This window comes from Nonomuraea sp. NPDC026600, assembly GCF_040638335.1.
In the GTDB taxonomy this organism is placed as follows: domain Bacteria; phylum Actinomycetota; class Actinomycetes; order Streptosporangiales; family Streptosporangiaceae; genus Nonomuraea.
In genome coordinates this window covers 237700-261629 of the sequence record NZ_JBEZYD010000009.1, presented here as the reverse complement: position 1 = coordinate 261629, position 23930 = coordinate 237700, and the positions used below count along the sequence as shown (strand labels likewise).

The following is a 23930-nucleotide window of genomic DNA, read 5'->3' as shown; positions in this document are numbered from 1 at the left end:
TCAGGCTGGGTGGAGCGCCGGGTCGCCGGGCTCGATGACGAAGGAGCCGGAGGTGTAGGCGGGGGCGTAGGGCTCGGTGACGCGGGAGAGCGAGCGGAAGTCGACCTTCATCTCGTGCTCGGTGAGCTTGGCCCGTACGTAGCCGCGGCGGCCGTTGAAGAACTTCACGTGCGGGTTCTCGTCGAGCAGCACCTGCGTGTTCGGGTACTCGTCGAGGCCGTTTCCGGCGCTGCTGACCGAGGTGGTGACGAGCTCGACGGCGACCGACTTGGACGACGGGTCCTGGTAGTCGCGCTTGATCTCGCCCGCCCAGTGCGAGTGCACGTCACCGGTGAGCACGACGCCGTTGCGCTTGTAGTCGTCGATGGCGGCGGCCAGCCGGTTGCGGGAGGCGACGTAGCCGTCCCAGCCCTCGTTGGAGTAGCCCTTGCCCTCGCCGTTGGTCCAGTCCATCTCCATGAAGAAGACCTGCTGGCCGAGCAGGTCCCAGGTGGCCTTGGAGCCGCGCAGCTCGCCGTCGAGCCAGGCTTCCTGGTCGGCGCCGAGAATGGTCCGGTTGGGGGCGAACCGCTCCAGGCAGTCGGCGCCGACGGTGCCGCTCCTGCCGGTGCAGGCGTAGATGTCGCGGTACTGCCGGGTGTCCAACAGGTGCAGGTTGGCGATCGCGCCCCACCGGATGCTCCGGTACAGCTTGAGCGAGGCCCCGTTCGGCTTGTGGGCGCGGCGCAGCGGCATGTTCTCGTAGTAGGCCTGGAAGGCGTCCGCCCGGCGCTTGAGGAAGGGCGGGTCGGGCTGCTCGGGCACGTCGCCGGCCCAGGCGTTCTCGATGTCGTGGTCGTCCCACACCACCACCCAGGGGGCGATGGCGTGGGCTAACCGCGACTCCGGGTCGGCCTTGTGCTGGGCGTGCCTGAGCCGGTATCCGGCCAGGTCGAGGCACTCTCCCCCGGCCTGGTCGCGCACCGGGTACTTGTAGTCGCCGTACTCGTAGATGTAGTCGCCGAGGAAGGCGATCAGGTCGGGCTGGTCCTCGGCCATCCGGCGGTAGGGGGTGAACCAGCCGGTCTGGTAGTCGGCGCAGGAGGTGAACGACAGGTTGAGCGCGCGGCCCCGCGTGCCGCGGGCGGGGGTGGTCAGGGTGCGGCCCACCGGGGAGAGCTCGCCCGCCGCCTTGAAGCGGTAGAAGTACTCGGTGCCGGGGTTCAGGCCGTCCAGCTCGACGTGGACGCTGTGGGCCGCCTGCGGTCCGGCGAGCTCGACGCCGCGTCGTACGACATGGCGGAAGCTCTCGTCCTTGGCGAGCTGCCATTCGACGGGGACGGGACGCGGCGGCATGCCGCCGAGCCCGTCGAGGGCCACGGGGTCCATGGCCAGGCGGGTCCAGAGGACCACGCCGTCGGGGGCCGGCTCGCCGGAGGCGACGCCGAGCTGGAAGGGGTCGGAGATCGGGGCACGGCGGGCCGCCGCGCGCACGGGTGAGGCACCCAGTGCGGCGGTCAGTCCCAGTCCGGCGCCCCCAGCGAGGAGTGAGCGCCGGCTGATCATTTGACGGTCGCGTTCCCTTCCGTGACGGCCTGGTCGGCGGCCTGCTTGGGGTCGAGCTTGCCGAGGTACATCTCGTTGAAGAGCTGGTTGAGCTTGGTCTCGAAGCCGGTGAACCCGGTGGTGACGGGCAGCGGGAACGTGGTGCCCTTCGACTCCTCGACGAACGGGGAGACGTCGAGCTGCTTGGTCTTCTGCCAGTAGTCGACGTAGCCCTGGGTGAGCCCGTTGAGCGCGGGGAAGATGTAGCCGTCGGCGGCCATCAGCTTCTGCGGCTCCTCGGTGCCGAGGTAGGCGGCCAGTTTCATCGCCTCCTGGGGGTGCGCGCTCTTGGCGTACACGGCCTCCGACAGGCCGTTGAGGTTGACCGCGCGGCCGGCCGGGCCCTCGGGCATGAGGGCGACGCCCACCTCGAAGTTCGCCTCCGGCGCGACGTAGGGCAGCAGCGCGTTGTTGGCCGGGAACATCGCCACCTCGCCCGCCTTGAACATGTCGGTGACCTTGCCGGTCGGCGGGTTCGTCTGGGTCGCGGGCGGCGAGACGTGGTACTTGTTCACCAGGTCGACGCCGAACCGCAGGGCCTGCACGGAGGCGTCGTCGTTGAAGGTGTACTTGCCGAACGGCTTGTCGAGCAGCTTGCCGCCGTTGGAGTTGACCCAGTTCATCCACTGGGTCTGGTAGTGGTTCCAGGAGGCGAAGCCGTAGGTCTTGACCTTGGCCGGGTCGAAGCCGGGGTCCTCGGGGTGCTTGCCGGCCTCGTCCACGGTCAGCTTGCGCGCGGTCTCCAGGAACGTTCCGGAGCCGTCGGGCTTCCAGGTGAGGCCGGCCGGCATCTCGACGCCGGCCTTCTTGAACAGATCCTTGTTGTAGAGCAGGCCGACGATGCCCCAGTCCTTGGGAACGCCGTACAGCTTGTCCTGGTAGGTAAACGACCCGACCACCGTCGGATGAAATTTCGTGGTGTCGAGCTTGAGGGGTGACATGTCGGCCAGGACGCCCTTGGTGACGTACTCGGGGAACTGCGACGGCGTCATCCAGAACACGTCCGGCGCCGTGCCGGCCACCGCGTCCGCGGTGAGCTTGGTCCAGTACTCGTCGTAGGGCAGCAGCTCGATCTTGACGTCGATGTTCGGGTTGGCCTTCTCGAAGGCCGCCATGACCTTGTCGTAGCCCACCTTCTGCTGGTCGTCCCAGAGCCGGTAGGTCAAGGTGACCTTGCCGTCGCCGCCGGTGTCACCACCGCCGCCCGAGCCGCAGGCGGTCAGGGTGAGCGTGGCGGCGGCCAGCAGTGTCACGGCATGGCGGAGCTCGCGTATGCGGGGGGATCGCATAAGACCTCTCTTACTTGAGGCCGGTGAGGACCACCGACCGGACGATGTACTTCTGGAAGAAGATGAAGATCGCGATCATCGGCACCAGCGCGATCAGGCCGCCGGCCATCATGAGGTTGTAGTCCACGCCGATGCCCCGGTTGAGCGTGGCGAGGGCGACCGTCATCACCTTGGTGTCGTCACCGCTGGTGATGATCAGCGGCCAGATGAAGCTGTTCCACGACGAGATCACCGTGATGATCGTCAGCGTGCCGATCGCCGGGCGGCACAGCGGCAGCAGGATCCGGGTGAGGATCTTCAGCGGGCCCGCTCCGTCGATCCGCGCCGCCTCTTCGAGCCCGGCGGGCAGCCCGCGGAAGAACTGCCGCATCAGGAAGATCCCGTACGGCGTGCCCAGCACGTACGGCGCGAGCAGGCCGTACCACGTGTTGACCACGTGCAGCTCCCGCATGATCAGGAACAGCGGGATCATCGTGACGGCGCTCGGCACCATCATCGTGGCCACGTACAGCCAGAAGAGCACCTCGCGCCCGTGGAAGCGCAGCCGCGCGAACGCGTAGGCGGCGAACGTGGTGAACACCAGCTGGCCCAGCGTGAGCAGCGTGGTCATCAGCACCGTGTTGAGGAGATATCGGGGAAAGTCGCCGCTGAGGAGCTTGGTCAGGTTGGCCGTGGTCGGTGGCAGGCCGGGCACCCACGGATCGGTCGAGTTGAGCTGGCTCTGGGTCTTGAGCGCGGTCAGCACCACGAGCAGGTAGGGGAAGACGGCGACGAAGGCGCCCAGGGTGAGCGTGCCGTAGAGCAGGATGCGCTTGGTCATGTCGTCCTTCAGCTCATGTCATAGGTGGTGCGTTTGCCGAAGAACCTGACCTGCGTCAGCGTCACGCCCAGGATGACCGCGAAGAGCAGCATCGACAGCGTCGAGGCGTAGCCGAAGTCGAACTCCCTGAACGCGGTGCCGAAGATCTTGAAGTTGATGACCTCGGTGCTGTGGCCCGGCCCGCCGTTGGTCATCACGAAGACGGTGTCGAAGACCTGGAAGGCGCCGATCAGGTTCGTCACCATGACGAAGAACATCGTGGGGTTGAGCAGCGGCAGCGTCACCCGCCAGAACCGCTGGCGCGGGGTGGCGCCGTCGGTGGCGGCGGCGTCGTAGAGCTCCTTCGGGATGCCCTGCAGCCCGGCCAGGAAGAACAGCATGTTGTAGCCGCTGTACTGCCAGATGTTGACCAGCGCGACGGCGGGCAGGGCCCAGGTGGCGTCCGACAGCCAGTCGGGGCCGGTGACGCCGATCACGGCCAGCGCGCTGTTGATCGCGCCGTCACGCGGGTCGAAGATCCAGTTCCAGACCAGGCCCATGACGATCGGGGTGGCCATCCACGGCACGACGAACAGCGAGCGGAACACCCTGACGCCCTTGATCCGCTGGTTGAGCAGCAGGGCGAGCACCAGGGCCAGGACCGTCTGCAGGGGGATGCAGAGCAGCACGTACACGACGGTGATCCACAGGGAGTGCCAGGACTGCCCGTCTCCGGCCAGGCGGCGGTAGTTGTCCAGCCCCGCGAAGGTCGGGGGCGACAGGAGCTCCCAGTGGAAGAAGCTCAGCACGAAGACGATGACCATCGGCAGCAACAGGAAGGCGAGCACGCCCAGCAGGCTCGGGCCGATGAACAGGTAGGCGTACCAGTCGCGCCTGCTCCTCACGACGGATCCGTCCTGGTGGGGACCATCAGGTGCCTGGTCGTCTCCAGGCCCCAGTCGTCGAGCGCCGCGATCGGGTCGCTGGAGCCGCGCAGGCCGCCTGTGCCCTCGATGTGGGCGGCCCACTCCTTCCGGGCCTCCACCTCGGGGCGCAGGATGATGCAGTCGGGGTCGTTCACCCACCAGCGGGCGTGCAGGAACTCCCGGGCCGCGCCGGTGAGCCGGGCGCCCAGTTGCGACGGCTGGCTGATGTCGCCCGACCTGGGGTGCAGGGTGGGGGCGATGTCCGGGCTGACCCGCATGATGTCGACCAGGCCGAGGCTGGGCAGCATGGGCGCGCCGCAGCCGTGCAGGGTGGCGTCCGGGCCGGCGCCCTCGCGGATCAGCTCCAGCCCGCGCCGGTAGGCGGCGATCGGGTCCAGGTCCTCGTGCCTGCTGCCCGCCAGCGCCCCGGCGTAGATGTAGTCGAGCTTGAAGTGGCTGATGCCGTACGCGCTGAAGGTTCTGAACACCTCGACCAGGTGGGCGGCGGCGTCCGGGTGGGTGACGTCGAGGACGGCCAGGTCCTGGTCCCACATGTGGCCGGCGTGGGCGCCGCCGACCAGCCAGTCGGGGTGCTCGTGGAAGATCCGGCTGCGGTGGCCGACCAGGAAGGGTGCGGTCCACACGCCGGTCCGCCTGCCCGCCTCTGCCAGGGCCCCGGCCAGCTCGCGCAGGGAGCCGAAGCCGGGGCGCGGGTCGAGCCAGTCGCCGATCTCGGCCTCGTAGCCGTCGTCGATGAGGAACATGTCGGCGCCCAGGGCGTGCCGCTCCGACAGGCGGAGGTTGTCCAGGACGTCCTGCTCGGTGACCTTGCCCCAGTAGCCGTACCAGGTGCACCACATGGGCGGGACCGCCGGGAACGCGGCGGGCGCGTACCCCTCGGCCATGCCGTCGGCCCACTCCTCCAGTGACACGCCGATCCGGTGGCGTACGGGACCGTTCGCGCTCACGACCAGCCGGCCGCCCTCCTCGCGCGCCCGGATGGAGGGCACCTCCAGGGGGTTCGGCGCGGACCACAGCTCCATCGGCGCGCCGCCGCCGGGGTCGATCGCGAGCAAGCCCTCGCCCTGGAACACGCCGGCGGGCACCGGGGTGTCGGGGCGGTAGCAGAGGATCTGGATGTTGCCGTCCGCGGGCCTGGGCGGCGTCTCGCCGAGGCGGTAGGCGCCGGTGGGGCTCCACGACTGCCAGCCGTGCTCGAAGACCCGGGCCTCCCCTGGCTGATGGACGACCTCGCCCACGTCTGCGAACGACATCAGACCCTCTATTCCTGTTGATCTACTTACGAAGGAGCGCTTCATTAGTAGCATCAGGGGTTCACGGGGGTCAATGCCCGATCTCGCGCGGAAGTGCCGGTGCTTAAACAGAAACGAACGCTGGCATAATGGCGAGTTACAGAGGACACCTACATTAGGGACGGCGATGGCGAACCTCCGCGGCGGCGACCTGTCCCGGCTCAGGCAGCTCAACTCGCTGACCGCGATACGGGCGCTGCGCGGGGCCGGTCCGCTCACCCTCTCGGCGCTCGCCGAGCGGACGGGGCTGTCGCGGCCCTCCATGAAGGAGGTCGCCGACGAGCTCGTGGAACTGGGCTGGGTGGAGGAGGTGCCGCCTTCGCCGGGCACGATGGGCCGGCCGGCCCGCCGCTACCGGTTCCGCGCCGACAGCGGCTGCCTGGTCGGCATCGACATAGGCGGGCACAACGTACGGGCCGCGCTGTCCGACCTCGACGGCGAGATCCTGGCCGAGACCCGGCAGCCGGTCCTGCCCGGCGCGCCGCTGGAGGAGCGCCTGGCCGCCATAGACCGCGCGGTCTCCGGCTGCCTGGCGCTCAGCGGCAGGTCGGCCGCCGACCTCTGGACGGTGGCCGTCGGCACCACGGGCGTGCTCACTCCGGAGGGCCGCGTCACATTCTCGGCCGCGATCCCCGCCTGGACGGGTCTCGATCTGGCGGGCAAGCTGCGCGAGATGTTCTCGTGCCAGGTGCTGATCGAGAACGACAGCCGCCTGGCCGCACTCGCCGAAGCCCGGCGCGGCGCCGCGCAGGGGGCTCGGGACGTGGTGTTCCTGCACGTCGGGCGGCGCATGGGCACCGGGATCATCATCGACGGCAAGGTGCACAGGGGCTTCGGCGCCGCCGCCGGCGAGATCGTCATGCTGCCGGAGGCCCGCTGGTACGACGCCCCCGAACACCTGAACGGCTGCGAGGTCGTGCCCGAGGGCACGGCGCCCGAGGACGCGGCGGGCTGCACGCTGGCGGCGGCCCGCGACGGCCACCCCGTCGCCCTGGCCGCCGTCGACCGCTACGTGGACGACCTCGCGGTGGGCACGGCGGCCATGGTGCTGGTGCTGGACCCGCAGATGGTGGTGCTGGGGGGCGGCTTCTCCCGCTCGGCCGACGTCCTGCTGGCGCCGCTGCGCGAACGGCTGGAGCGGACCTGCATGCGGATGCCGGAGGTACGGGCTTCGACGCTGGGGGACGAATGCGTGGTGATGGGCGCCATCGACTACGCCGCCGACCACCTGAGCCGCGAGCTGTTCACCTCCGACGCTCCCCTGGCCCCGATGCGCTGACGGCTCGTCAGGCGTTCGGCACCAGGTCGGCACGCGTCATCACGCGGTCGGCACGCGCTCAGCACTCGATCGGCACGCGTCGTCAGGCGGTCGGCCGGAGGCGGGAGCGGAAGTCGCGGGGCGGCATGCCGTACTCGTGGCTGAACGCCCGGCTGAAGTGGAACGGGCTGACGAAGCCCGACGCCGCCGCGACCTGGCCGATGTCCATGTCCGTCACCTCCAGCAGCCGGGCCGCGTGCTGGATCCGCGCTCTGCGTACGGCTCGCATGGGCGTATGGCCCGTTTCTTCGGTGAACAGGTGCGCGAACCGGGAGGCTGACAAGGCGACGGCCCTGGCCAGGGAGGCGACGGAGTGTTGCGCGCCCGGTTCGGCGGCGATGAGGGCCAGTGCCCGATGGACCCGCGCGTCACCGCGCTCCTCGGCGCGCCGAGCGTCACTGGACGGCCGGGCGGCGGCGGTGGCCAGCAGGATCACCTCCTCGACGGCGTTCAGCACCAAGTCTCGTGCGGGGCCTGAGACGGCGACGGCGGGCGCGTACTCGCGCACGGAACGCGCGGGAGGCGCGGGAGGCGCGGGACGCACGGGAGGCGCGGCGGCGGACTCGGGCTCGCGCGGCGGTGGGGCTGTCGGATCCGCGGCTGCCTCGGCCGATGGCGCCCGCGCTGCTCCCCGGGCGGTCCGCGGCGAGGCGGGCGGGAGCCAGCGGGCGTTTCTGGAGGCGCGGTCGAAGGCTTCGTCGATCTGGTCGCGGGTCGGGTCGGGAACGCCGTGGACCAGGTGGCAGCCCGTGGCCCGAGCGTACTCCGCGAGCCACCCCAGCCAGGCCGGGCGCGGCTGGAAGTGCGCCCACCAGAAGCACCACCGCTCCGCCCCCGGCGCCACCCGGTAGTGCTGCGCGGCGCCGGACCCGAGCACCACCAGATCCCCCGGCCCGGCCGTGAACGACACCCCCGCCTGCTCGACCAGCCCCGCCCCGTCCTGCGTCCACATGAGCAACCAGCTCGGCGAGCCGGTGACGCGCCGCGTGACGTACCCGGGCCGGTTGTCGAAGTGGCCCACGATCGTCAGCTCGGCAGCAGGAACAGACATTTCCTCAGCGGTCATAGGCATACCGTTCACCGATCCGGCTCCTTAGCGTGAAGGTATGAGGCTCACAGACTTCCATGATCGAGGATTCGTCCTGGTACCCGGTCTCCTGGCCGAGGAAGAGGTGGCGGAGCTGCGGGAGGAGTTCATGGCGTTGCATGCCCGCGGGCCGATCCCCGGTCACTTCGCCCCGAAGCCGCAAGAACCCGGCGGGCCGTACGACATCCTGCGGGACTATCCGCGTGTCATGCACCCTCACCAGGTCAACGACGTGGCGCTACGGTACCTGCTCGACGCCAGGATCGCCGCCGTACTCCGCGATCTGCTCGGCGAGGAGCCGATAGCAGCCCAGAGCATGTTCTACTTCAAGCCGCCCGGCGCGCGCGGGCAGGCACTGCATCAGGACAACTTCTACTTGCGGGTCGAACCGGGCACGTGCGTGGCCGCCTGGATGGCACTGGATCGCGTCGACCGCGCCAACGGCGGGCTGGAAGTGGTGCCCGGCACGCACCTGATGGACCTGTTCTGTCCCGAGGAGGCCGACAGTGACGTCTCCTTCACCAAGGAGTACGTCCCGCCGCCGCCGGGCCTCGAACGCGTGCCGGTCGACATGGACCCGGGCGACGTGCTGTTCTTCAACGGCAGCCTGGTGCACGGCTCCGAGCCGAACAGCACGGCCGACCGGTTCAGGCGCAGCTTCATCTGCCATTACACGGGCCGTTCCGCCGAACGCATCTCCGCCTACTACCCGACGCTCACGATGGCGGGCGATCCGGTCCACCTGCAGCCCGCCACCGGCGGCGGCCCCTGCGGCACCGAGGCGGTCGGCCCGCACTGAAGCCGCGTCGGTCAGCCGCCGGAAATATCCGACTCGGCGTCTGAAGGAACGACACAGTCCCAAGGGTCGTCCAGCCAGCCGTCCGGCAACTGCACCTTGCCGCGCTCGCCCGACTTCCCGCGCGGGGTGTCGGTGTTGGACGGCCACGGCTGGTCCTGCTCCAGCTTGGCCAGCCCTTCGCGCAGCCCGTCGAGCGACTCGGCGGTGGCCAGCTCGCGGCGCAGCTCGCCGCCGACCGTGAACCCCTTGAGATACCAGCCGACGTGCTTGCGGAAGTCGGCGATCGCGTAACGCTCGATGTTGAAGCACTCGGTGAGCCCCTCGGCATGCCTGGCCATCATCGCGGCCACCTCGCCAAGGCTGGGCCGTACCCGCTCCGAACCGCCGTTGAACGCGTTCTCCAAATCCCGGAACAGCCACGGCCGGCCCAGGCACCCGCGCCCCACGACCACGCCGTCACACCCCGTTTCCGCCATCATGCGCAGCGCGTCGTCGGCGCACCAGATGTCGCCGTTGCCCAGCACCGGCACCTCCGGCACCGCCTCCTTCAGCCGGGCGATCGCGTCCCAGTCGGCCACGCCGCCGTAATGCTGTTTGGCCGTGCGGGCGTGCAGGGCGATCGCCGCGACCCCCTCCTCGACCGCGATGCGGCCGGCGTCCAGGTAGGTGAGGTGATCGTCGTCGATGCCCTTGCGCATCTTCATCGTGACGGGCAGCGGGCCCGCGTTCGCGACGGCCTCGTGCAGGATCCGCCGCAGCAGGTTCCTCTTGTACGGCAGCGCGGAGCCGCCGCCCCGCCTGGTGACCTTGGGGACGGGGCAGCCGAAGTTCAGGTCGATGTGGTCGGCCAGGTCCTCGTCGGCGATCATCTTGGCCGCGCGCCCCACCGTGACGGGGTCGACGCCGTACAGCTGGATGCTCCTCGGCCGCTCCGACTCCGCGAACCTGATCATCCTGAACGTCTTGGGGTTGCGCTCCACGAGCGCCCGGGTCGTGATCATCTCGCACACGAACAACCCGGCGCCCTGCTCGCGGCAGAGCACCCTGAACGACGCGTTGGTGATGCCCGCCATCGGCGCGAGCACGACCGGTGGCCACACCCCTATCGGTCCAATCTTCACTCAGTCAGTTGTAGCGCAGGTCAGGCCCTGACGGGTATTCGCGGATAGGCTGTGAACTGGCGTCTAGTGGGGAGGGGACGGATGCTTCTGCGAGTACGCATCGCATTGCCCGACCGGCCAGGTTCGCTGGCACAGATCACCAGCGTCCTCGGCGGCGTCGGAGCCGACATCACCCAGTTCACGGTTCTCGACAGGGGCGCGGGCCGGGCCGTCGACGACATCACGGTCTTCTGCCCAGAAGGCACCCCCAAGCAGACGCTTCTCAAGAGCCTGCAGAGCGTCGCCGACGTGACAGTCGAAGGCATCTGGACCACCCGTGAGGCCCCGGGCACCTACCCGGAGCTGGAAATTCTCAAATACATCACCACGGCGGGCGACAGGGCGCTGACCACCCTGGTCGACTCGCTGCCGGTGCTGTTCAGCGCCGACTGGGCGGCCACGGTCGCCGAACGGGGCGTCATCTACGCGAGCTGGCGCGCGCCCCAGCACGTGACACTGCCACAGGCCATACCAGCGCGCCCCATGGCGATCACGCTCGACGGCGACCTGCACGTCATCCACGCCCCGCTACCGCCCCTTGCCCTCACCCTCATCCTGGCCAGGAGCGACGGCCCGGCCTTCCACCGCATCGAGGTACACCGCCTCACCCGCATCCTGGAGATCTTCCTGAGCCTGCCCGCCACAGAGCGGAGCGTGGCTCGCCAGCTCCGCAAGTAAGCAACCAGTCGGAAAACCCGCTAGAGTTATGGGGCAACGCGGAAGTGGCTCAGTGGTAGAGCATCACCTTGCCAAGGTGAGGGTCGCGGGTTCGAATCCCGTCTTCCGCTCGGATCAGCGACTCGGTGGAGTGGCCGAGAGGCGAGGCAGCGGCCTGCAAAGCCGTCCACACGGGTTCAAATCCCGTCTCCACCTCCAAGGACGATTAGCTCAGCGGGAGAGCACTTCCCTGACACGGAAGGGGTCACTGGTTCAATCCCAGTATCGTCCACTCCTAGAAACCCCAGGTCAACGGCCTGGGGTTTCTGCTTTTCCAGATCGTTGACAATGGAATCGGGAGCAGAGAATCTGACCAGATCAAGGCCTGGACAGAATTTTCGGGTAGTTCAGCCCGGAGGGCGACGACTGACGGGCCTAGAATTTGGCTCCTTCTTGATCAGGTTCGCGAGTTGCGCGGGCAGGGGCGCTCTCCCAAGCAGATCGCGCGGGCTCTCGGCTTGACGTCGGCTGCGGTGACGCCACTGATTCGCGCCGTGGCAGCACAGGTGCAGGCCGCCAATGCCAAGTCGCTGCCCGGCTTGGTGGGATGCTGGATCAACAGGGGGTGGAGCGCTGGGCTCTCCTACCCTGCCGATCGGGGATGGCTGGACGAGAATCCACAGGACGGCGGGACCGGCGGGCTTGTTGGCGCGTACGCATAGCTGGGACAAACTCGCTGTCAGCGGCTATCTCGTCGACGCCTACTGTCTCGGGGCCAAGAACGCCACCGGCCCCGATATCCAGACCGAGATGGAGTTGCGGCGCTTCCGCGCGCACTACTTCAGCGCCTATCCGCAGGGCTGGCAGGACGCTCCACTAGATCTGGCCCAGCACCTGGTCTTCGGCGGCGCGGCCTACGCCCACAGTCTGGGATTCGAACCGCACCAGGACTTCGCCGCCTGTTCAGCCCAGCTGGATACCTGGTCCGGCCCTGCGGCGATCACTTTTGGCAAGGACGGCAGACCGCTCTATATCTCCGGCCCTTACGACAGCCCCTCCCTGGTCACGACCACACTCAACCGTTCGGTGGGCAAGGGGAACTACGACTTCGTCCTCGGCGCACCCGAGCTCGACACTTTCGATCGCCGTGGGTAAATCCGCTGGGGATTGTTGGAACTGTGTGATCGGCCAGTAGCCCTCTACGACGCGACACCCGTGGAATCACGCGGCGCAGAAGGCGCTCGGTTGGCGGATCAGCGGGTTGCGGGCGAGGCGCTCGCGCGGGCCGCGAACGGTTGGTTAGAGCCAGTTCTCGGTCAGCCGGGCCAGTTCATGCTCATCGCGTCCACGCGCCTCCCGCTCGTGATCGAAGAGTGCCTGAGTTTTGGTCAACACCAGGGTGTACGGCCTGCCCTGCCGCCTGGTCTGGTGCGTGACGGGCAGTTCGGCGCTGTCGATGCGGGAATGCACATGCCTGCGCCCATCCTTGACCAGCGGCCACTCCAAGGCGCGTCGTCCACCGGCACGCAGGAACGCGCCGAGTGTCGAACACAGCTCGCACGCGCATCCGGCGGGCAACTCGATCGACCAGTCGTCGGGCGCGCGCAGAGGCCTGGTCAGCCGGGCACGCAGCACCGCAGCACAGCTGGTGGCCAGCGGGCCGAACTCGGCCATCCCCGGGCCGGCGGCCTTCAGCGCTGCCAGGGCCAGCACCTGATCGCGGTCGGTACGGCAAGCCGCGACAACCTCCTGCACCAACGCGGATGCTCCGCAGCCGGCGGCGGCTTCGATAACGGCGGCCACCGGTGCGCCGTACTCGGCCAGCCACTCCTGCCGCCTGCTGGGGGAGGGTACGGCGAGCAGAGCGCGGACCTGCTCCGATTGCCACGTCCACGCCACCTTCAGGATGCGCTGGAAGATTTCCGCGGGCAAGGCCCGGCCGAGCGCGGGGAGCCCGGTGAGCCAGTCCAGCCGCTCCTGGTCGGAGCCGTAGGAGTGGGGCCGCCACTCCCGTGACCAGTCGGCCAGCAGGCTGGTCAGCCAGGCTTCTCCGTACCGTGTGACCAGCTCGGCCAGCGCCGGGCCGTGGCCGGGCGTCAACCATTCCAGCTTCAGCGGCCGGAGCAGGAGGGCCGCCACTTGGGGGTTGTCCAGCCCATTCGCGACCTTCAGGACCGTCCCGGCGTTCTGGGTCGAGCCGGTCCAGAACGGTTCCAGCGACTGCGCCGCCTCGCGGGCCTCGTTCACCTGCCCGGCTTCGACCATCGCGGTGAGTTCGTCCAGCGCCCAGCCGGGCGAGGCCTCCGCGCGGCTGGCGAAGTCCAGGCTCCGCGGCCAGATGACCACCGCCGCACGCCGGTACCAGCGGTCCAGGGTGTTGCCGTAGTTACCCATGTAGCCCTCGTAATCCGAGGCATAGGGCTCCAGGTCGGCCGACGGCGTGGACGCGGCCACCTCTTCCTCACCGAGGCCCAGCGTGATCTCCTCCAGCCGGCCTGCGGGCGTGAGCCAGTGGGAGAGCTTGATCGAGGAGTCGATCAGGTCCTGAAGGGTGTACTCACCCTCACCCTCGTCCTCCTCCTCGTCGTGGGAGTACCAGTCGTCGTCGTCCTCGTAGGCGTCCCAGGTCTCCTGAATCTCGGCCAGGGCCAGTGTGATCTCGCAGTCGGCCCGTTCCGCTGCCGCCCGCAGCAGGGCGGCGCGACCGGCGTCACTGCCCTTGAGACGGCCCCAGGACAGGCCGCGGGCGGTGTACTCGTGATCGAGCAGGTAGGCCAGGCGCGCCGGGGGCTTGGCCGGGGCTCTGCCGTATGAGGGGGCGATCGGGGTCGTGAAGTGCTCGGCGAGGCAGGCTGCGAGCGGCCCGGCCAGCGCGTCGTCGGCCGGGGCGCTGCTCTCCCCGGTCAGGAGCAGGTTGTAGGTGAGGGTGATCCGGTGACCCGTTTTCACCGGGAGGACCTGGTGATGGCAGTCGGCGTAGAAGGCGACGAGCGGGAGCGCGACCTTCGACCCCTTGTACTCCACGCGCCGGCCGCCGTGCTCGATGACCAGCTCACCCCCGGTGTAGCCGGACGGCAGGGTCACCACCAAGGTGGCGATCATGGCGTCGTCCTTCTCGGAATCCTGGTGGGTGACGAAGAACTGGCCGATCTCGTACAGCAGCATGGAGTGCAGTTCGGCTGTGAGCTCGCAGTGCGATGGGAGTCCCATCTCGTCGCGCATGACGGTGAGGATGGAGCCGAACCTCTCCGTCCATTCGATGCTGAGCAGCTCTTTGGGGATCTCCCAGGTGTCGCGTACCTCCGGATCGGTCAGGGTCTGCGTGCCACGTCCGAACCGTGCCACCAGGCCGACCTCGCGCAGCTGCGCGACCTGCTCGGTGGAGACCGGGAACCGCAGCGCGCCGACACCCGCCACTTCGATCGACAGATCGGTCATGGCGAGCTTGCGGTAGACGCTGGCGGCGGCCTGCCCGCTCTTGCCACCGAGCAGTTCGGCCAGCCTCTTCCCGGCAGTCGCGGGCATGATGTTCCGCTCCATCTCTGGTGAACGAATCCCGGCACCTCGCCCTGAAATCCGGGTAAGCGGAAGGTAGTGGAGTTTCACGATAGCGAGCGTCGCGCCACCGCCAGACCGGTTCGCCGGGGGCGAGGGCCAGGTCTTCATCGAGGAGAACGTCACTCCTCATCCCAGGGGGAGAACCGGCTGCCGTGGCAGGGGTCACACAAGCGGAACCACGGTGCGCAGGGTTTTCCGCACGAGGCGCATACTCCGAAGGTCGACAGTGGTCCTCCCCTGGCGAGGAGCTCGACGATCCGCCCCGCGGCGGCCTCCTCCCCAGCCGTGGCCTCGTTTTCACTGATCTCCCCAACTCCCTCTTCGGGGAAAGCCCGTACGGCGATCCGGAGATCCCGCATCAACGCCGCGTGCTGTTCGGCGTCGGCCAACGGCATCCGCGCGACCTGCTCCGCCGACTTGAGTAGATGGGTGGCGGGACGTCCCCGCAGGACCGCCAGGACGATATGCCGGAAGGCGGGGGCGTCGGCATCGACAGGCAGGGTGAGCAATCGCCATACCGGCCGACCCTCCCTCGGCCAGGGCGCGTTGACGGCGGTCCCCGCACCGACCACAGCCCGTGTCGCCTCCCACCGGCCGTGGAGATCATCTACCGGCATCGGGGCAAGCCACGAAAGCTCGGCGGTGGCCTGCTTCGCCGCGCGTGACCACCCGGTCAGAGCGTGCGGCAGCTCCGCGGGGAGCGGCTCCCCCAGATCCGCCCACACGGGGCGAAGTGGCGCGCTGTGCACTGCCAGGTCGGAGCCGGTGTCGCCGTTCGCGACGTCCACGGCCGCGGCCATCAGCTTGTTCTGCCGGGTGAACCCCGGGATCCGGCTCTGATATCCGGCCACCAGGCCGTCTCCCGCCTGAAGGCCGCGGCGACCGGCCCGGCCCGCTATCTGGGCCGCTTCCCATACTCGAAGGGGGCGGCGCTGAACGCCGTCGAACTTGGTGGTCTCGGCGAACACCACCGCCCGCAGCGGGAGGTTGATCCCGTGTCCGATGACATCCGTGGTCACGATCACTTCCACCTCCCCGTCGACCAGGCGGCGGATCTGCTCTCGACGCGCGCCTGGCGGCATCGCCCCGTACAGCACGGTGGCGGTCCGGCCCGCGTCTACCAGCTCCCGGTGTAGTGCCAGCACCGCCCTACGGCTGAAGGCGACCACCGCTGAGGTGTCGGGGAGGCTGGTGGCGGTGTGGGTGCTCGTGAGCGTGAGCCTGGCCGCCCGCATGTGGCGGACGACTTCAAGGTGTTCCGCGTCCGCGAAGATCCTCCTAAGCAGCGGTTCGGTCTCCGGTGCTCCGGTCACGTGCACGAACCGGTGATCTCCGGTGAGCAGCAGCCGGGTCCAGGCGTGGCCCCTGTCGCGGTCCGCGAGCCAGTGCGCCTCGTCCACCACGAGAACCCCACGAGACCCACCCGGCGATGATCCTTGCGACGGCACGGCCTCGGCTGTGCAACAGAGCACCTGGGCGTCCGCATTGACCCGCTCCTCGCCGGTACGCAGCCCCACCAGCTCAGGCCCGAGCCGGGCGACCAGCCGTTCATACACCTCACCTGCGAGCATCCGCAGCGGTGCCGCGTAGGTGCCCGAGAACCCTTCGCGCGCCCGCTCGATCAGAAACTCCACGCTGTCATGGGTCTTGCCCGAGTTGGTCGGGCCCAGATGCAATCTCACCTGCTCGGGCGGCCGGGCCCGAACGGTAATCCGCGCCCGCGCCCTGGCCGCAGCCTCCCGCTGGAGCTCTCCGTCACGCCGGCGCCTGTCCTGTTTCGCCCGGGCGGCCTGTTCCCGCGCCGCGGCGGGCCCCTGCCCCGGCAGCCAACCCGTGGACAGGAGCCAATCGGGAGGCGCCTGAAGCACGGACCTGTATGCCGCCTCACCTGGCTGGGGCACCGTGTCGGGCACCGACTCAACCGGGATCTGGAACGCCCTTGCCCACGTGTTCAGCCGCTGCGCGAGCTCTTTGCCCTGCTTTCTGCGCCGCGCCTTCAGCTGGGCGAGCGTGGAGGGAAGCGTAAAGCCGTGTTCGGCGGTCCACCCGGCCTCGGTCAGCCAGGCAGGGGGATTCGCCGCCGCGTCGGCGACGGCCGCGTCCGTAAGCTTGGGGACAGCGTGCGGAACCGCGTGCGCGTGCACGCCGAATGACTCCCCCCAGGCTCGCGCCTGTTCCCTTACGGTTGCGGCATCCGCGAGTTCTCGCTCCTTGCGCGCGGCCACCAGCCAGGCCGGGGGTTTGGTCGTCCATCGCGTCGCGGCGGCCTCGGGATCCAGGCCGCTGCGCACCTGCGGACGGACCGTTGTCGTCGGCACCCCGAGTCGGACGGCAAGCGCGGCGGCCATGGCGTCCAACCTGGCTGAGCGCAGCCACCGCGGCGGGTCTGCCTGCCATCGCTGCGCAACCTCCAGGGTCAGCTTCCGGGGAACGACCTCGGGGCGGCAACCGAGAAGCGCTGCTCCGTCGACCGCGCTCAACAGGGACGGCGCGGGACCTTCCGTGCGGGCCTCACTTAGCGCCCGCCGAAATTCCGCCAGCACTTCCCGCCGGCCCAGCAGCGGATCGACATGCAGTCCCTCGCCCAGTCGCCCCAGATGAACGAACTCATTCGACTCCACCTCCCCCTGCGGGAGCGGAAGGCCGTGCACCGCCAGCCAGAATGCGGCCCGCTCCCATGCGGTGGCGCACCCACCGAGCGCACTCTCGGTGACGCGCATCCACCAGGAGTCATAGCGCAGATCCACTCCCTCCTGGAGAGCCCGCAGCAGATCGGTGGGGAGACGCTTGTTCAGCAACTCGGGCCGGTCGAACCGGCGCAACTCCGCGACAGAGTAAAGCCACACGGGCACCTTGTAGGAGTTCTCATACCACCGAACCGGATGTAGCAGGCCCACTCGGGCCAGGCGGTTGAACCGGTCCTGCGTGACCCCGAGAAGCTCAGCCCCAGAGGCCGAGTACACCAGCTCGATCCGCGCGCGAAAAGCGGTGAGATCGGCCAGGAGTTCTTCGACCTGTTCCGCGGAGACCAGACGCGCTCCCTCGCGTCGGACCACTGTCACGGCCCTCAGCAGGATCGCGGCCTCGAACTCCCGCACCTCCAGCCCCAGCAGTTTTCGCACCTTCGCGATCTCACTCAGCATGAGCGAGACGCTACCGAACGTCACCGACAATCAGGCGCTCAGCATCGGTTGTGGTGCTCTCCTGCAACAGCACGGCTGGTGACCGAGGCGCAGGGAGTCGAGCCGGCGGAGATCAATGCGGCGTTGACCGAGGCAGCACCCGACGACTCCAGGTCCACGCCACCTGACAACTGACGAGCACTACAGTGACCTGCCGGTCGCGTAGCGGTAGGAGGTAGCGACGACGCTCTTGGCGACCTCCAGTTCCTCCTCAGTGCGGGGCCCGTACAACATCACCACGTTGATCGTGGGTGAGTACAGAGGGTGGCGCTCGCCCCAGCCCTTGGCGATGAGTTCCTGCTGGTCCTCCTGAGACAGGGCCAGGTGCAGGCTGCCGTCGGTGTGGACGTGTGCGAACTCGGCGATCAGGCGGGGCGGCAGGAGCACCGCTCCCCCAAGTGGCTTCGCGTCGCCTTCCAGGAAAAAGGCGGTCGCGCCTGGCTCGGAGATCTCGCTGGGCCTGATCTCGGTCGCGGGGAGCGCGGTGCCCATCCACTTCGTCAGCTGTTCGCGGATCTCGTCGGGGCTGAGTTGGCTGAGCTGGATGTGCGGCACGGACGGGCCGGTCTTGGGACGGTCGCCCGCGCGGGTGGGCAGGGTCATCATTGCGGTCTCCCCAGAAAGTGATCACGATCTTGCCGCGACCAGGCGCGACAAGGGCTTTCATGGGAACGAGCCTGCTGGTGAGACGCGAGCTGACGCACTGCCCGTTCGGCTGGTATCCACTGCCCGAACGAGCAGCCCTAGCATGAGGCCATGCGCCCGCTCGACCCCGCCGCCGCACTCGCCGCCGCCGCTTCCGTGCTCCGGGCCCCGATCGGCGGCATTCTGGAGCCCCTGTCCGCAGCGCTGTCGGCGTACCTGCCGCACCGGGCGCTCGCCATGCTGACCGGGGACTGCGCCAGACACCCCATGAAGGCGTACGGCGAAGCCGCGCTGGCCGAGCAGATCACCAGCACCGAGTTGGCCAGGGTGGGCGGGACGGTGGAGCTGGGGAGGCCATGGTTCGGCGAGGCCCACCTGGCGGGCGAACTCATGCCCGCGCTCGCCGTGGCATCCCAGCCACCCGGCGCGGACGGCGCCCTGCTCGTGGTGGTGACCGGCGATGAACCCGCCAATGAGGTGCGCGTGCTGGTGCAGGCACTGTGGGATCTGGCGGCGCTGCACCTGTCGCACCGGGCCGTCAATCTCCGACCGGCCGACCTCAGCGGGAACCGGGTCGCGGCCAGCGAGCGCGCCCGTGCCATCACCGAACTCACCAGCGCTCACGCGGCCACGCTTCAGTCGCTACTCAGCACGTTGCGCAGCCGTACACTCGACGACGCCGCAGTTCGACGCACCGCCACCGATCTGGCGGTCTCAGCGCTCATCGAGCTGCGCGCGGCGGCCGACCTCGACTCCACCCTGAGCGAGGAACGGGCAGGAGCCGCCTTCGACCGGCTCGCCGGGAAGCTGGCGCCGCTCACCCGCTACAGCGAGGTGTCGCTGGAACTCGACGGCCCCCGCGAGCCGGACCACGTCCTGCCTGGTGACATCGCTAACGCCGCTCAGGCCCTGGCCAGAAACACCGTCCTCACCATGCTCGACCACGAGGGACTGAGCAGGATCCGCGTGACCTGGGAGGTGGCCGGGGCCGAGCTCCACCTGGCGATCCGCGACGACGGGCCCGGCGTGCTGACCGTCGACGCCCTACCGGTGCGCCGCCTCACCGAGCTGGCAGCGGCCGTGGGCGGCCGCCTCTCGCTCGACGCGGTCCCGGGCTGGGGTACCACGGTGACTGCGGCGCTGCCGCTCACGCCACCTGCCACGGAGGTTCCTCACGATGCCTTGGCCATACTCAAGCCGCGCGAACTGGAGGTGCTCGAACGGCTGGCGCGCGGCTTGCGTAACCGGCAGATCGCCGAGGACCTGCTGATCAGCGAGCACACGGTGAAGTTCCACGTCGCCAAAATCCTCGACAAACTGGGAGTCGCCACCCGTACCGAGGCCGCGGCTCTCGCCCACGTTCATGGCCTGAGCGCCTGACCGAGGGCAACGATGATCACACGCGTCCTGGCCGCGCGATAGCGCGGACGATGGCGGTCTTCGAACCTGGACGCCTGGCCGACGCCGCCATCCGCCATGAAGCGGCGGAGCATGTCGCAACCCCAGACACGAAGTGATCAGGCCTTGCACCGGCCGAACATGACACCTCGTGACGACGCCATCGGCCCACGCCCCAATGCGCCCGAGGAAGCCCACTATGTCCTACTGAAAGGTCCGCAGAAGCCTGGGGAACAGATTTTTGACAATGCCCTATACGCCCTGGTCGAGGCATTCGTTATGCCTTGGCGGAATCGCCCGTCGACCACCGCTTGATGCGCTATGTCCAATGTTTGCGCTAATTTTAGGAAATGATCTAGGTGATGGAGGCCGTTCATGACGGAGCAGGACGCGAAAGGACCTGGCGGCATCGACGTCACCAGGCCGAGCGTCGCCCGGATGTACGACTACTACTTGGGGGGCAAGGACAACTTCGAGATCGACCGGGAAGCCGTCGGTCGAGTCGAGAAGGCCATGCCGGAGATCCGCCAGCTGGCCCTGGAGAACCGGGCGTTCCTGCGCCGCGCCGTACGCCACATGGCGAGGCAGGGCATTCGGCAGTTCATCGACATCGGTTCCGGCCTGCCCACGGTCGGCAACACGCATGAGATCGCCCAGGAGATCATCCCCGACGCCCGCGTCGTCTACGTCGACAACGACCCCGTCGTGCTGCAACACGGCCGCGCCCTGCTCGCGACCGACCAGAACACCACCGTGGCCGCCGCCGACATGCGGCGCCCCTCCGAGGTCCTCGAACACCCGCAAACCATCAAGATCCTCGACTTCAACCAGCCGGTCGGCGTCCTGATGATCGCCATGGTGCACTTCCTGACCATGGATGAGCGGGGCGCGGTCATGACCGAACTGCGCGACTCCCTGCCGTCCGGCAGCCACCTCACGCTGACCCACGTCACCCGCGACGGCCACCTGGCGGACGCGGTGGCCGCGATCGAGGCTGTTTACGCGGCCACGCCGACGCCGATCTACTTCCGCGAGCACGCCGAGGTCACGCGTTTCTTCGAGGGATTCGAGCTGGTGTCTCCCGGCCTGGTCACCATCGACACCTGGCACCCCGACCCGGACGACCTGGCCCCCGAGGCCACGCGATGGCTCTACGGGGGCGTCGGCCGCAAGCCGTAACCCCGGCCACCCCTCCTGCCGCTGCCAGGGGGCGGGCCCGCTCGAGGAAGCGCACCGAACAGCAACCGGAAATGTTGGTCACACCGGTGGCGCCGTCGCAGCGGGGTCGTACGCGGTCCCATCTGACCAGGATCGAAAGACGCGGGTAAACGTCTCGATAACCTGACGCTCCGTATCGTGTCCATCACTATGAGCGATCGACACCTCGTGCGGCTGCTGCTGCTGAACCAGTTCACCATCAAGCTCGGCTTCAATCTGCTGATGCCCTACCTCGCCGTGCACCTGACCCACGGGCTCGGGCTGGCGGCCTGGGCGGTCGGCCTGGTGATGGGGGTGCGCAACGCCAGCCAGCGCGGGATGGCACTGGTCGGCGGCTATCTGGCGGATCGGCTGGGCTGCCGGATCACGGTGCTGGCCGGATGCGGGTTGCGGGCGGCCGGGTTCGCGCTGCTCGGGTTCGCCGACGGGGTCACGGCGCTGGTGGTGGCGTCGGCGGTGACCGGGTTCGCCGGAGCGCTGTTCGACCCGGGCGTGCGCTCGCTGCTGGCCGTGACGGCGGATGACCGGGTGCGGGCGTTCGGCTGGTTCAACATGGCCGGGCAGGCGGGGCTGCTGCTCGGCCCGCTGGCCGGACTCGCGCTGTCGGGGCTGGACTTCCGCGTCGTGGCGCTGGCCGCGGCCGGGGTGTTCGTCCTGCTGACCGTCCTGCAGGGGATCGGGCTGCCGGCGCTGCCGCCCGAACCGCGCCAGAAGCGCTCAGGGTGGCGGATCGTGCTGGGCAACCGGCCCTTCTGGTGCTTCGCGCTGGCGATGACCGGCTCGTACGTGCTGTCGTTCCAGGTCTATCTGGCGCTGCCGCTGGTGATGGGACGGGCGCTGGGGCCCGAGCAGGATCTCGGTGTCGGGGAGATGTTCGCGCTCTCGGCGCTGCTCGTCATCACGCTGCAGGGCCGCGTGAGCGCGTGGGCGACTCGCCGGATGACGGCACCGCGCTCGATGGCCACCGGTCTGGCCGTGATGGCGCTGGCGTTCACACCGCTCGTGGCCTGGCCCAGTCCGCTGCCGCCGGCCTTCGCGGGCATGGGCGAGGAACTCGCCGAACACCTGGCCACGGCGCCGATGCTGGTCGGCGCCGCCCTGCTCGCCCTCGGCACGATGCTGATCTGTCCATGGGAGATGGACGTGATCGTCGCCCTGTCGGGCGGCCGGCTGGTCGCCACCCACTATGGCGTGTACGCGACCCTGTCCGGCCTCGGCGTCACCGTCGGCACCCTGGCCACCGGTACGATCTGGGACGCCGCCCTGCGCTGGGACCTGGCCTGGCTGCCCTGGGCCGCTCTGGTCGTGATCGGTGGCGGCTGCGCCCTGGCCATGACGCTGCTGGAGCGGCTGCGGCTGCTCGGCCAGCCATCTCCAAAAGGTAAGCATCACGCCGACCCTGCCCTTACCGAGCGCTGACCAGTTGGTTCGTCCCGCCGGGCGACACGGTGTTCCTCGCCCATCGGCCGCTTGGCGGCTGCGTACGAGGCGAACGTGCCCGAAGGCTGGGCGCGTACAGGCGCCCACCACTTGTCCGGCGCGGTCGGTGGCACACTGGGGGCATGGCACGCGGGACGGTGAAGTTCTGGAAGGCTGAGAAGGGCTGGGGGGCGATCTCCTCCCCTGATCTCCCCGAGGGGCGTGGTGACGCTTTCGCGCACTTCAGCGAAGTCGTCGGCGACGGCTTCCGTGAGCTCCACCCTGGCGATGTCGTGGAATTCGACATCGAGGAAGGGCAGCAGGACAGCTTCCAGTTCCGCGCCCTCAACGTCCGCAAGCTGTGAGCCATCGTGGCAGGTGGTCATGGACCTGGACGAGTTCATCACCCGGGTCGCGAACGACGCCGACAGCAGACTCACCTTCCAGACCGCCTACCCGATCAAGCCCTGATCAGCTGGCGAGGCCGCGCTTATCGTACGGACACCGAGACCGCCGCCCAGAACACGGCGCACACGTCGCGGACGAAGCGGTTCCGCGACAGGCCCAGGCAGCGCAGGGCCAGAGCGCGACGACCCGAAGGCACGGCTCCAGGTGAACGGCGCGCCGCTGGACGAGCCGTTCGTGACGCGCGGTCCGGCCTCGGACCTGTGGTTCGACGTCAAGGTGCCGCAGGGCCGCATCTGGATCATGAGCGACAACCGCCGTGTTTCTCTCGATTCCCGGGCCCAGAGGGACAAGGCCGGCGGCGGCACCATCGGGCGCAAGGACGTCCTCGCCGTGGTGGAGGATTGGGAGCTGCCATAGGCTCCACCAGGCTCGCTGTACAACGTGAAGAAGCCCGCTCACTCCCGGAAGGACCGAGCGGGCTTGGCTTCAGTAGTACATCCACTTGGCCTGGCCGCGATGGCGTGTCGGCTCGGACTCGACGCCCTTCAGCAGCGCGAGCCGTACCCGCTGCCGGGCTCGCCGTTCATAGAGGTTGCAGTCCTCGCCGATGCCTGCGTAGGCGCCGCCTCGGGTGAAGTATGTCTTGCCGTCCTCTTCTTGGATGCGAATCGGCATGGTGTTGTCCGTCCGGGACACGCGGGTCCTGTCTGGGCCCGCCAGTCGTTCTGGCGTGGCCTCAATAGTCCGCGCCGGAGAATCTTCCGCTCATGTGGTCACCGTACCGAGCCGGAGTGCTCTGAGCTCGAGGAGCGATTCAGTTGACGATCCTGGCCACCGCAGTGCTGTCGAGGTTTCGTGCATGTTCTCCGGGGCCGTAGCGGTAGACATCGCGGCCGCCGATCAGCACCCTCAGGGCGCGGCTCAGCACGTCGAGGGGGTCGCCCGACCACAGCACCACGTCGCCGTCGAGGCCAGGCTTCAGTGCGCCCACGCGGTCGTCCAGAGCGAGGATCGCGGCCGGGTTGGTGGTGATGGAACGTAACGCGGTGTCGCGGTCGAGGCCTTCCTTGACCGCCAGCGTCGCCTGGAGGGCCAGGAAGTGGATGGGGACGACGTATCCGCCGGTGATGGCGATGTTCATGAGGCGCTGCTCCAAAAGGTGCTGGGCCG

Annotated in this window: 21 protein-coding genes and 3 tRNA genes; 12 read left to right on the top strand and 12 right to left on the bottom strand. The window is 68.9% G+C overall.

Going from position 1 to position 23930, the window contains the following annotated elements; genetic code table 11:
• The 5 genes from AB0F17_RS22950 to AB0F17_RS22930 are packed head-to-tail and all read right to left on the bottom strand — an operon-like array spanning position 1 to position 5872.
• Positions 1-1545 carry an alkaline phosphatase D family protein gene (locus AB0F17_RS22950; protein ID WP_358026003.1) on the bottom strand — a complete coding sequence of 515 codons (1545 nt, stop codon included), beginning with the start codon at positions 1543-1545 and terminating at the stop codon, positions 1-3.
• Positions 1542-2873, bottom strand: a complete 1332-nt coding sequence (locus AB0F17_RS22945; protein WP_358026001.1) for a sugar ABC transporter substrate-binding protein — start codon at positions 2871-2873, stop codon at positions 1542-1544. The genes AB0F17_RS22950 and AB0F17_RS22945 overlap by 4 nt, the downstream gene beginning before the upstream one ends.
• 10 nt (positions 2874-2883) lie before the next feature.
• Positions 2884-3693: a carbohydrate ABC transporter permease gene (locus AB0F17_RS22940; RefSeq protein ID WP_358025999.1), complete on the bottom strand. Its 810-nt coding sequence runs from the start codon at positions 3691-3693 to the stop codon at positions 2884-2886.
• An 8-nt stretch (positions 3694-3701) separates the two neighbouring features.
• Positions 3702-4577, bottom strand: coding sequence for a sugar ABC transporter permease (locus AB0F17_RS22935; protein ID WP_358025997.1), 876 nt, complete (start codon positions 4575-4577; stop codon positions 3702-3704).
• Positions 4574-5872 (bottom strand): glycoside hydrolase family 36 protein, encoded by a 1299-nt coding sequence (locus AB0F17_RS22930; protein WP_358025995.1) that lies wholly within the window; start codon positions 5870-5872, stop codon positions 4574-4576. The genes AB0F17_RS22935 and AB0F17_RS22930 overlap by 4 nt, the downstream gene beginning before the upstream one ends.
• Positions 5873-6038: 166 nt before the next feature.
• Here AB0F17_RS22930 and AB0F17_RS22925 point away from each other — a divergent pair, with 166 nt between their 5' ends.
• On the top strand, positions 6039-7190 hold the full coding sequence (locus AB0F17_RS22925; RefSeq protein WP_358025993.1) for an ROK family protein: 1152 nt from the start codon (positions 6039-6041) through the stop codon (positions 7188-7190).
• Positions 7191-7272: 82 nt separating this feature from the next.
• Here AB0F17_RS22925 and AB0F17_RS22920 read toward each other — a convergent pair whose 3' ends face one another.
• A complete protein-coding gene (locus AB0F17_RS22920; RefSeq protein WP_358025991.1) occupies positions 7273-8295 on the bottom strand; it encodes an AraC family transcriptional regulator in 1023 nt (340 codons plus the stop codon).
• Positions 8296-8335: 40 nt separating this feature from the next.
• Here AB0F17_RS22920 and AB0F17_RS22915 point away from each other — a divergent pair, with 40 nt between their 5' ends.
• Positions 8336-9115, top strand: a complete 780-nt coding sequence (locus tag AB0F17_RS22915; RefSeq protein WP_358025989.1) for a phytanoyl-CoA dioxygenase family protein — start codon at positions 8336-8338, stop codon at positions 9113-9115.
• Positions 9116-9126: 11 nt separating this feature from the next.
• On the opposite strand, the gene dusB is transcribed toward AB0F17_RS22915, so the two are convergent.
• A complete protein-coding gene (gene dusB / locus AB0F17_RS22910; protein ID WP_358025987.1) occupies positions 9127-10236 on the bottom strand; it encodes a tRNA dihydrouridine synthase DusB in 1110 nt (369 codons plus the stop codon).
• Positions 10237-10317: 81 nt separating this feature from the next.
• Here dusB and AB0F17_RS22905 point away from each other — a divergent pair, with 81 nt between their 5' ends.
• The 5 genes from AB0F17_RS22905 (at position 10318) to AB0F17_RS22885 (ending at position 12087) form a co-directional block, all read left to right on the top strand.
• The gene (locus tag AB0F17_RS22905; protein WP_219529889.1) at positions 10318-10953 is read left to right on the top strand and encodes an amino acid-binding protein; all 636 of its coding nucleotides are present in this window, start codon (positions 10318-10320) and stop codon (positions 10951-10953) included.
• Positions 10954-10991: 38 nt separating this feature from the next.
• Positions 10992-11063, top strand: a tRNA-Gly gene (locus AB0F17_RS22900).
• Between the two features lie 14 nt (positions 11064-11077).
• Positions 11078-11151 (top strand) — tRNA-Cys (locus AB0F17_RS22895).
• A 1-nt stretch (position 11152) separates the two neighbouring features.
• Positions 11153-11224, top strand: a tRNA-Val gene (locus AB0F17_RS22890).
• A 410-nt stretch (positions 11225-11634) separates the two neighbouring features.
• Complete coding sequence (locus AB0F17_RS22885; protein ID WP_358025985.1) at positions 11635-12087, top strand: hypothetical protein; 453 nt, start codon at positions 11635-11637, stop codon at positions 12085-12087.
• A 144-nt stretch (positions 12088-12231) separates the two neighbouring features.
• Here AB0F17_RS22885 and AB0F17_RS22880 read toward each other — a convergent pair whose 3' ends face one another.
• From AB0F17_RS22880 to AB0F17_RS22870, 3 genes are all read right to left on the bottom strand, one after another.
• Entirely contained in the window at positions 12232-14457 is a 2226-nt protein-coding gene (locus AB0F17_RS22880; protein ID WP_358025983.1) for a 2OG-Fe(II) oxygenase, read from the bottom strand.
• 152 nt (positions 14458-14609) lie between these two features.
• Positions 14610-17633, bottom strand: coding sequence for a DUF6397 family protein (locus AB0F17_RS22875; RefSeq protein ID WP_358025981.1), 3024 nt, complete (start codon positions 17631-17633; stop codon positions 14610-14612).
• A gap of 180 nt (positions 17634-17813) precedes the next feature.
• Complete coding sequence (locus AB0F17_RS22870; RefSeq protein ID WP_358025979.1) at positions 17814-18278, bottom strand: luciferase family protein; 465 nt, start codon at positions 18276-18278, stop codon at positions 17814-17816.
• A gap of 150 nt (positions 18279-18428) precedes the next feature.
• Between AB0F17_RS22870 and AB0F17_RS22865 the strand changes: the two genes are divergently transcribed.
• The 5 genes from AB0F17_RS22865 (at position 18429) to AB0F17_RS22845 (ending at position 23177) form a co-directional block, all read left to right on the top strand.
• Positions 18429-19697: a LuxR C-terminal-related transcriptional regulator gene (locus AB0F17_RS22865; protein ID WP_358025977.1), complete on the top strand. Its 1269-nt coding sequence runs from the start codon at positions 18429-18431 to the stop codon at positions 19695-19697.
• A gap of 393 nt (positions 19698-20090) precedes the next feature.
• Positions 20091-20894 carry an SAM-dependent methyltransferase gene (locus AB0F17_RS22860; RefSeq protein ID WP_358025975.1) on the top strand — a complete coding sequence of 268 codons (804 nt, stop codon included), beginning with the start codon at positions 20091-20093 and terminating at the stop codon, positions 20892-20894.
• Positions 20895-21083: 189 nt separating this feature from the next.
• A complete protein-coding gene (locus AB0F17_RS22855) occupies positions 21084-22352 on the top strand; it encodes an MFS transporter (RefSeq protein ID WP_358025973.1) in 1269 nt (422 codons plus the stop codon).
• Positions 22353-22495: 143 nt separating this feature from the next.
• The gene (locus AB0F17_RS22850; protein ID WP_358025971.1) at positions 22496-22717 is read left to right on the top strand and encodes a cold shock domain-containing protein; all 222 of its coding nucleotides are present in this window, start codon (positions 22496-22498) and stop codon (positions 22715-22717) included.
• Between the two features lie 247 nt (positions 22718-22964).
• Positions 22965-23177, top strand: a complete 213-nt coding sequence (locus AB0F17_RS22845; protein ID WP_358025969.1) for a S26 family signal peptidase — start codon at positions 22965-22967, stop codon at positions 23175-23177.
• A gap of 69 nt (positions 23178-23246) precedes the next feature.
• Here AB0F17_RS22845 and AB0F17_RS22840 read toward each other — a convergent pair whose 3' ends face one another.
• Entirely contained in the window at positions 23247-23435 is a 189-nt protein-coding gene (locus tag AB0F17_RS22840; protein WP_358025967.1) for a hypothetical protein, read from the bottom strand.
• 139 nt (positions 23436-23574) lie between these two features.
• Entirely contained in the window at positions 23575-23901 is a 327-nt protein-coding gene (locus AB0F17_RS22835) for an amidohydrolase family protein (RefSeq protein WP_358025965.1), read from the bottom strand.
• Positions 23902-23930: the final 29 nt, after the last annotated feature.

What these genes read in the sequence shown, in the direction of transcription:
- AB0F17_RS22950 (WP_358026003.1), bottom strand. Translation starts at nt 1,545, where the DNA reads ATGATCAGCCGGCGCTCACTCCTCGCTGGGGGCGCCGGACTGGGACTG.
- AB0F17_RS22945 (WP_358026001.1), bottom strand. Translation starts at nt 2,873, where the DNA reads ATGCGATCCCCCCGCATACGCGAGCTCCGCCATGCCGTGACACTGCTG.
- AB0F17_RS22940 (WP_358025999.1), bottom strand. Translation starts at nt 3,693, where the DNA reads ATGACCAAGCGCATCCTGCTCTACGGCACGCTCACCCTGGGCGCCTTC.
- AB0F17_RS22930 (WP_358025995.1), bottom strand. Translation starts at nt 5,872, where the DNA reads ATGTCGTTCGCAGACGTGGGCGAGGTCGTCCATCAGCCAGGGGAGGCC.
- AB0F17_RS22925 (WP_358025993.1), top strand. Translation starts at nt 6,039, where the DNA reads ATGGCGAACCTCCGCGGCGGCGACCTGTCCCGGCTCAGGCAGCTCAAC.
- AB0F17_RS22920 (WP_358025991.1), bottom strand. Translation starts at nt 8,295, where the DNA reads ATGACCGCTGAGGAAATGTCTGTTCCTGCTGCCGAGCTGACGATCGTG.
- AB0F17_RS22915 (WP_358025989.1), top strand. Translation starts at nt 8,336, where the DNA reads ATGAGGCTCACAGACTTCCATGATCGAGGATTCGTCCTGGTACCCGGT.
- AB0F17_RS22905 (WP_219529889.1), top strand. Translation starts at nt 10,318, where the DNA reads ATGCTTCTGCGAGTACGCATCGCATTGCCCGACCGGCCAGGTTCGCTG.
- AB0F17_RS22880 (WP_358025983.1), bottom strand. Translation starts at nt 14,457, where the DNA reads ATGCCCGCGACTGCCGGGAAGAGGCTGGCCGAACTGCTCGGTGGCAAG.
- AB0F17_RS22875 (WP_358025981.1), bottom strand. Translation starts at nt 17,633, where the DNA reads ATGCTGAGTGAGATCGCGAAGGTGCGAAAACTGCTGGGGCTGGAGGTG.
- AB0F17_RS22870 (WP_358025979.1), bottom strand. Translation starts at nt 18,278, where the DNA reads ATGATGACCCTGCCCACCCGCGCGGGCGACCGTCCCAAGACCGGCCCG.
- AB0F17_RS22865 (WP_358025977.1), top strand. Translation starts at nt 18,429, where the DNA reads ATGCGCCCGCTCGACCCCGCCGCCGCACTCGCCGCCGCCGCTTCCGTG.
- AB0F17_RS22860 (WP_358025975.1), top strand. Translation starts at nt 20,091, where the DNA reads ATGACGGAGCAGGACGCGAAAGGACCTGGCGGCATCGACGTCACCAGG.
- AB0F17_RS22855 (WP_358025973.1), top strand. Translation starts at nt 21,084, where the DNA reads ATGAGCGATCGACACCTCGTGCGGCTGCTGCTGCTGAACCAGTTCACC.
- AB0F17_RS22850 (WP_358025971.1), top strand. Translation starts at nt 22,496, where the DNA reads ATGGCACGCGGGACGGTGAAGTTCTGGAAGGCTGAGAAGGGCTGGGGG.
- AB0F17_RS22840 (WP_358025967.1), bottom strand. Translation starts at nt 23,435, where the DNA reads ATGCCGATTCGCATCCAAGAAGAGGACGGCAAGACATACTTCACCCGA.
- AB0F17_RS22835 (WP_358025965.1), bottom strand. Translation starts at nt 23,901, where the DNA reads ATGAACATCGCCATCACCGGCGGATACGTCGTCCCCATCCACTTCCTG.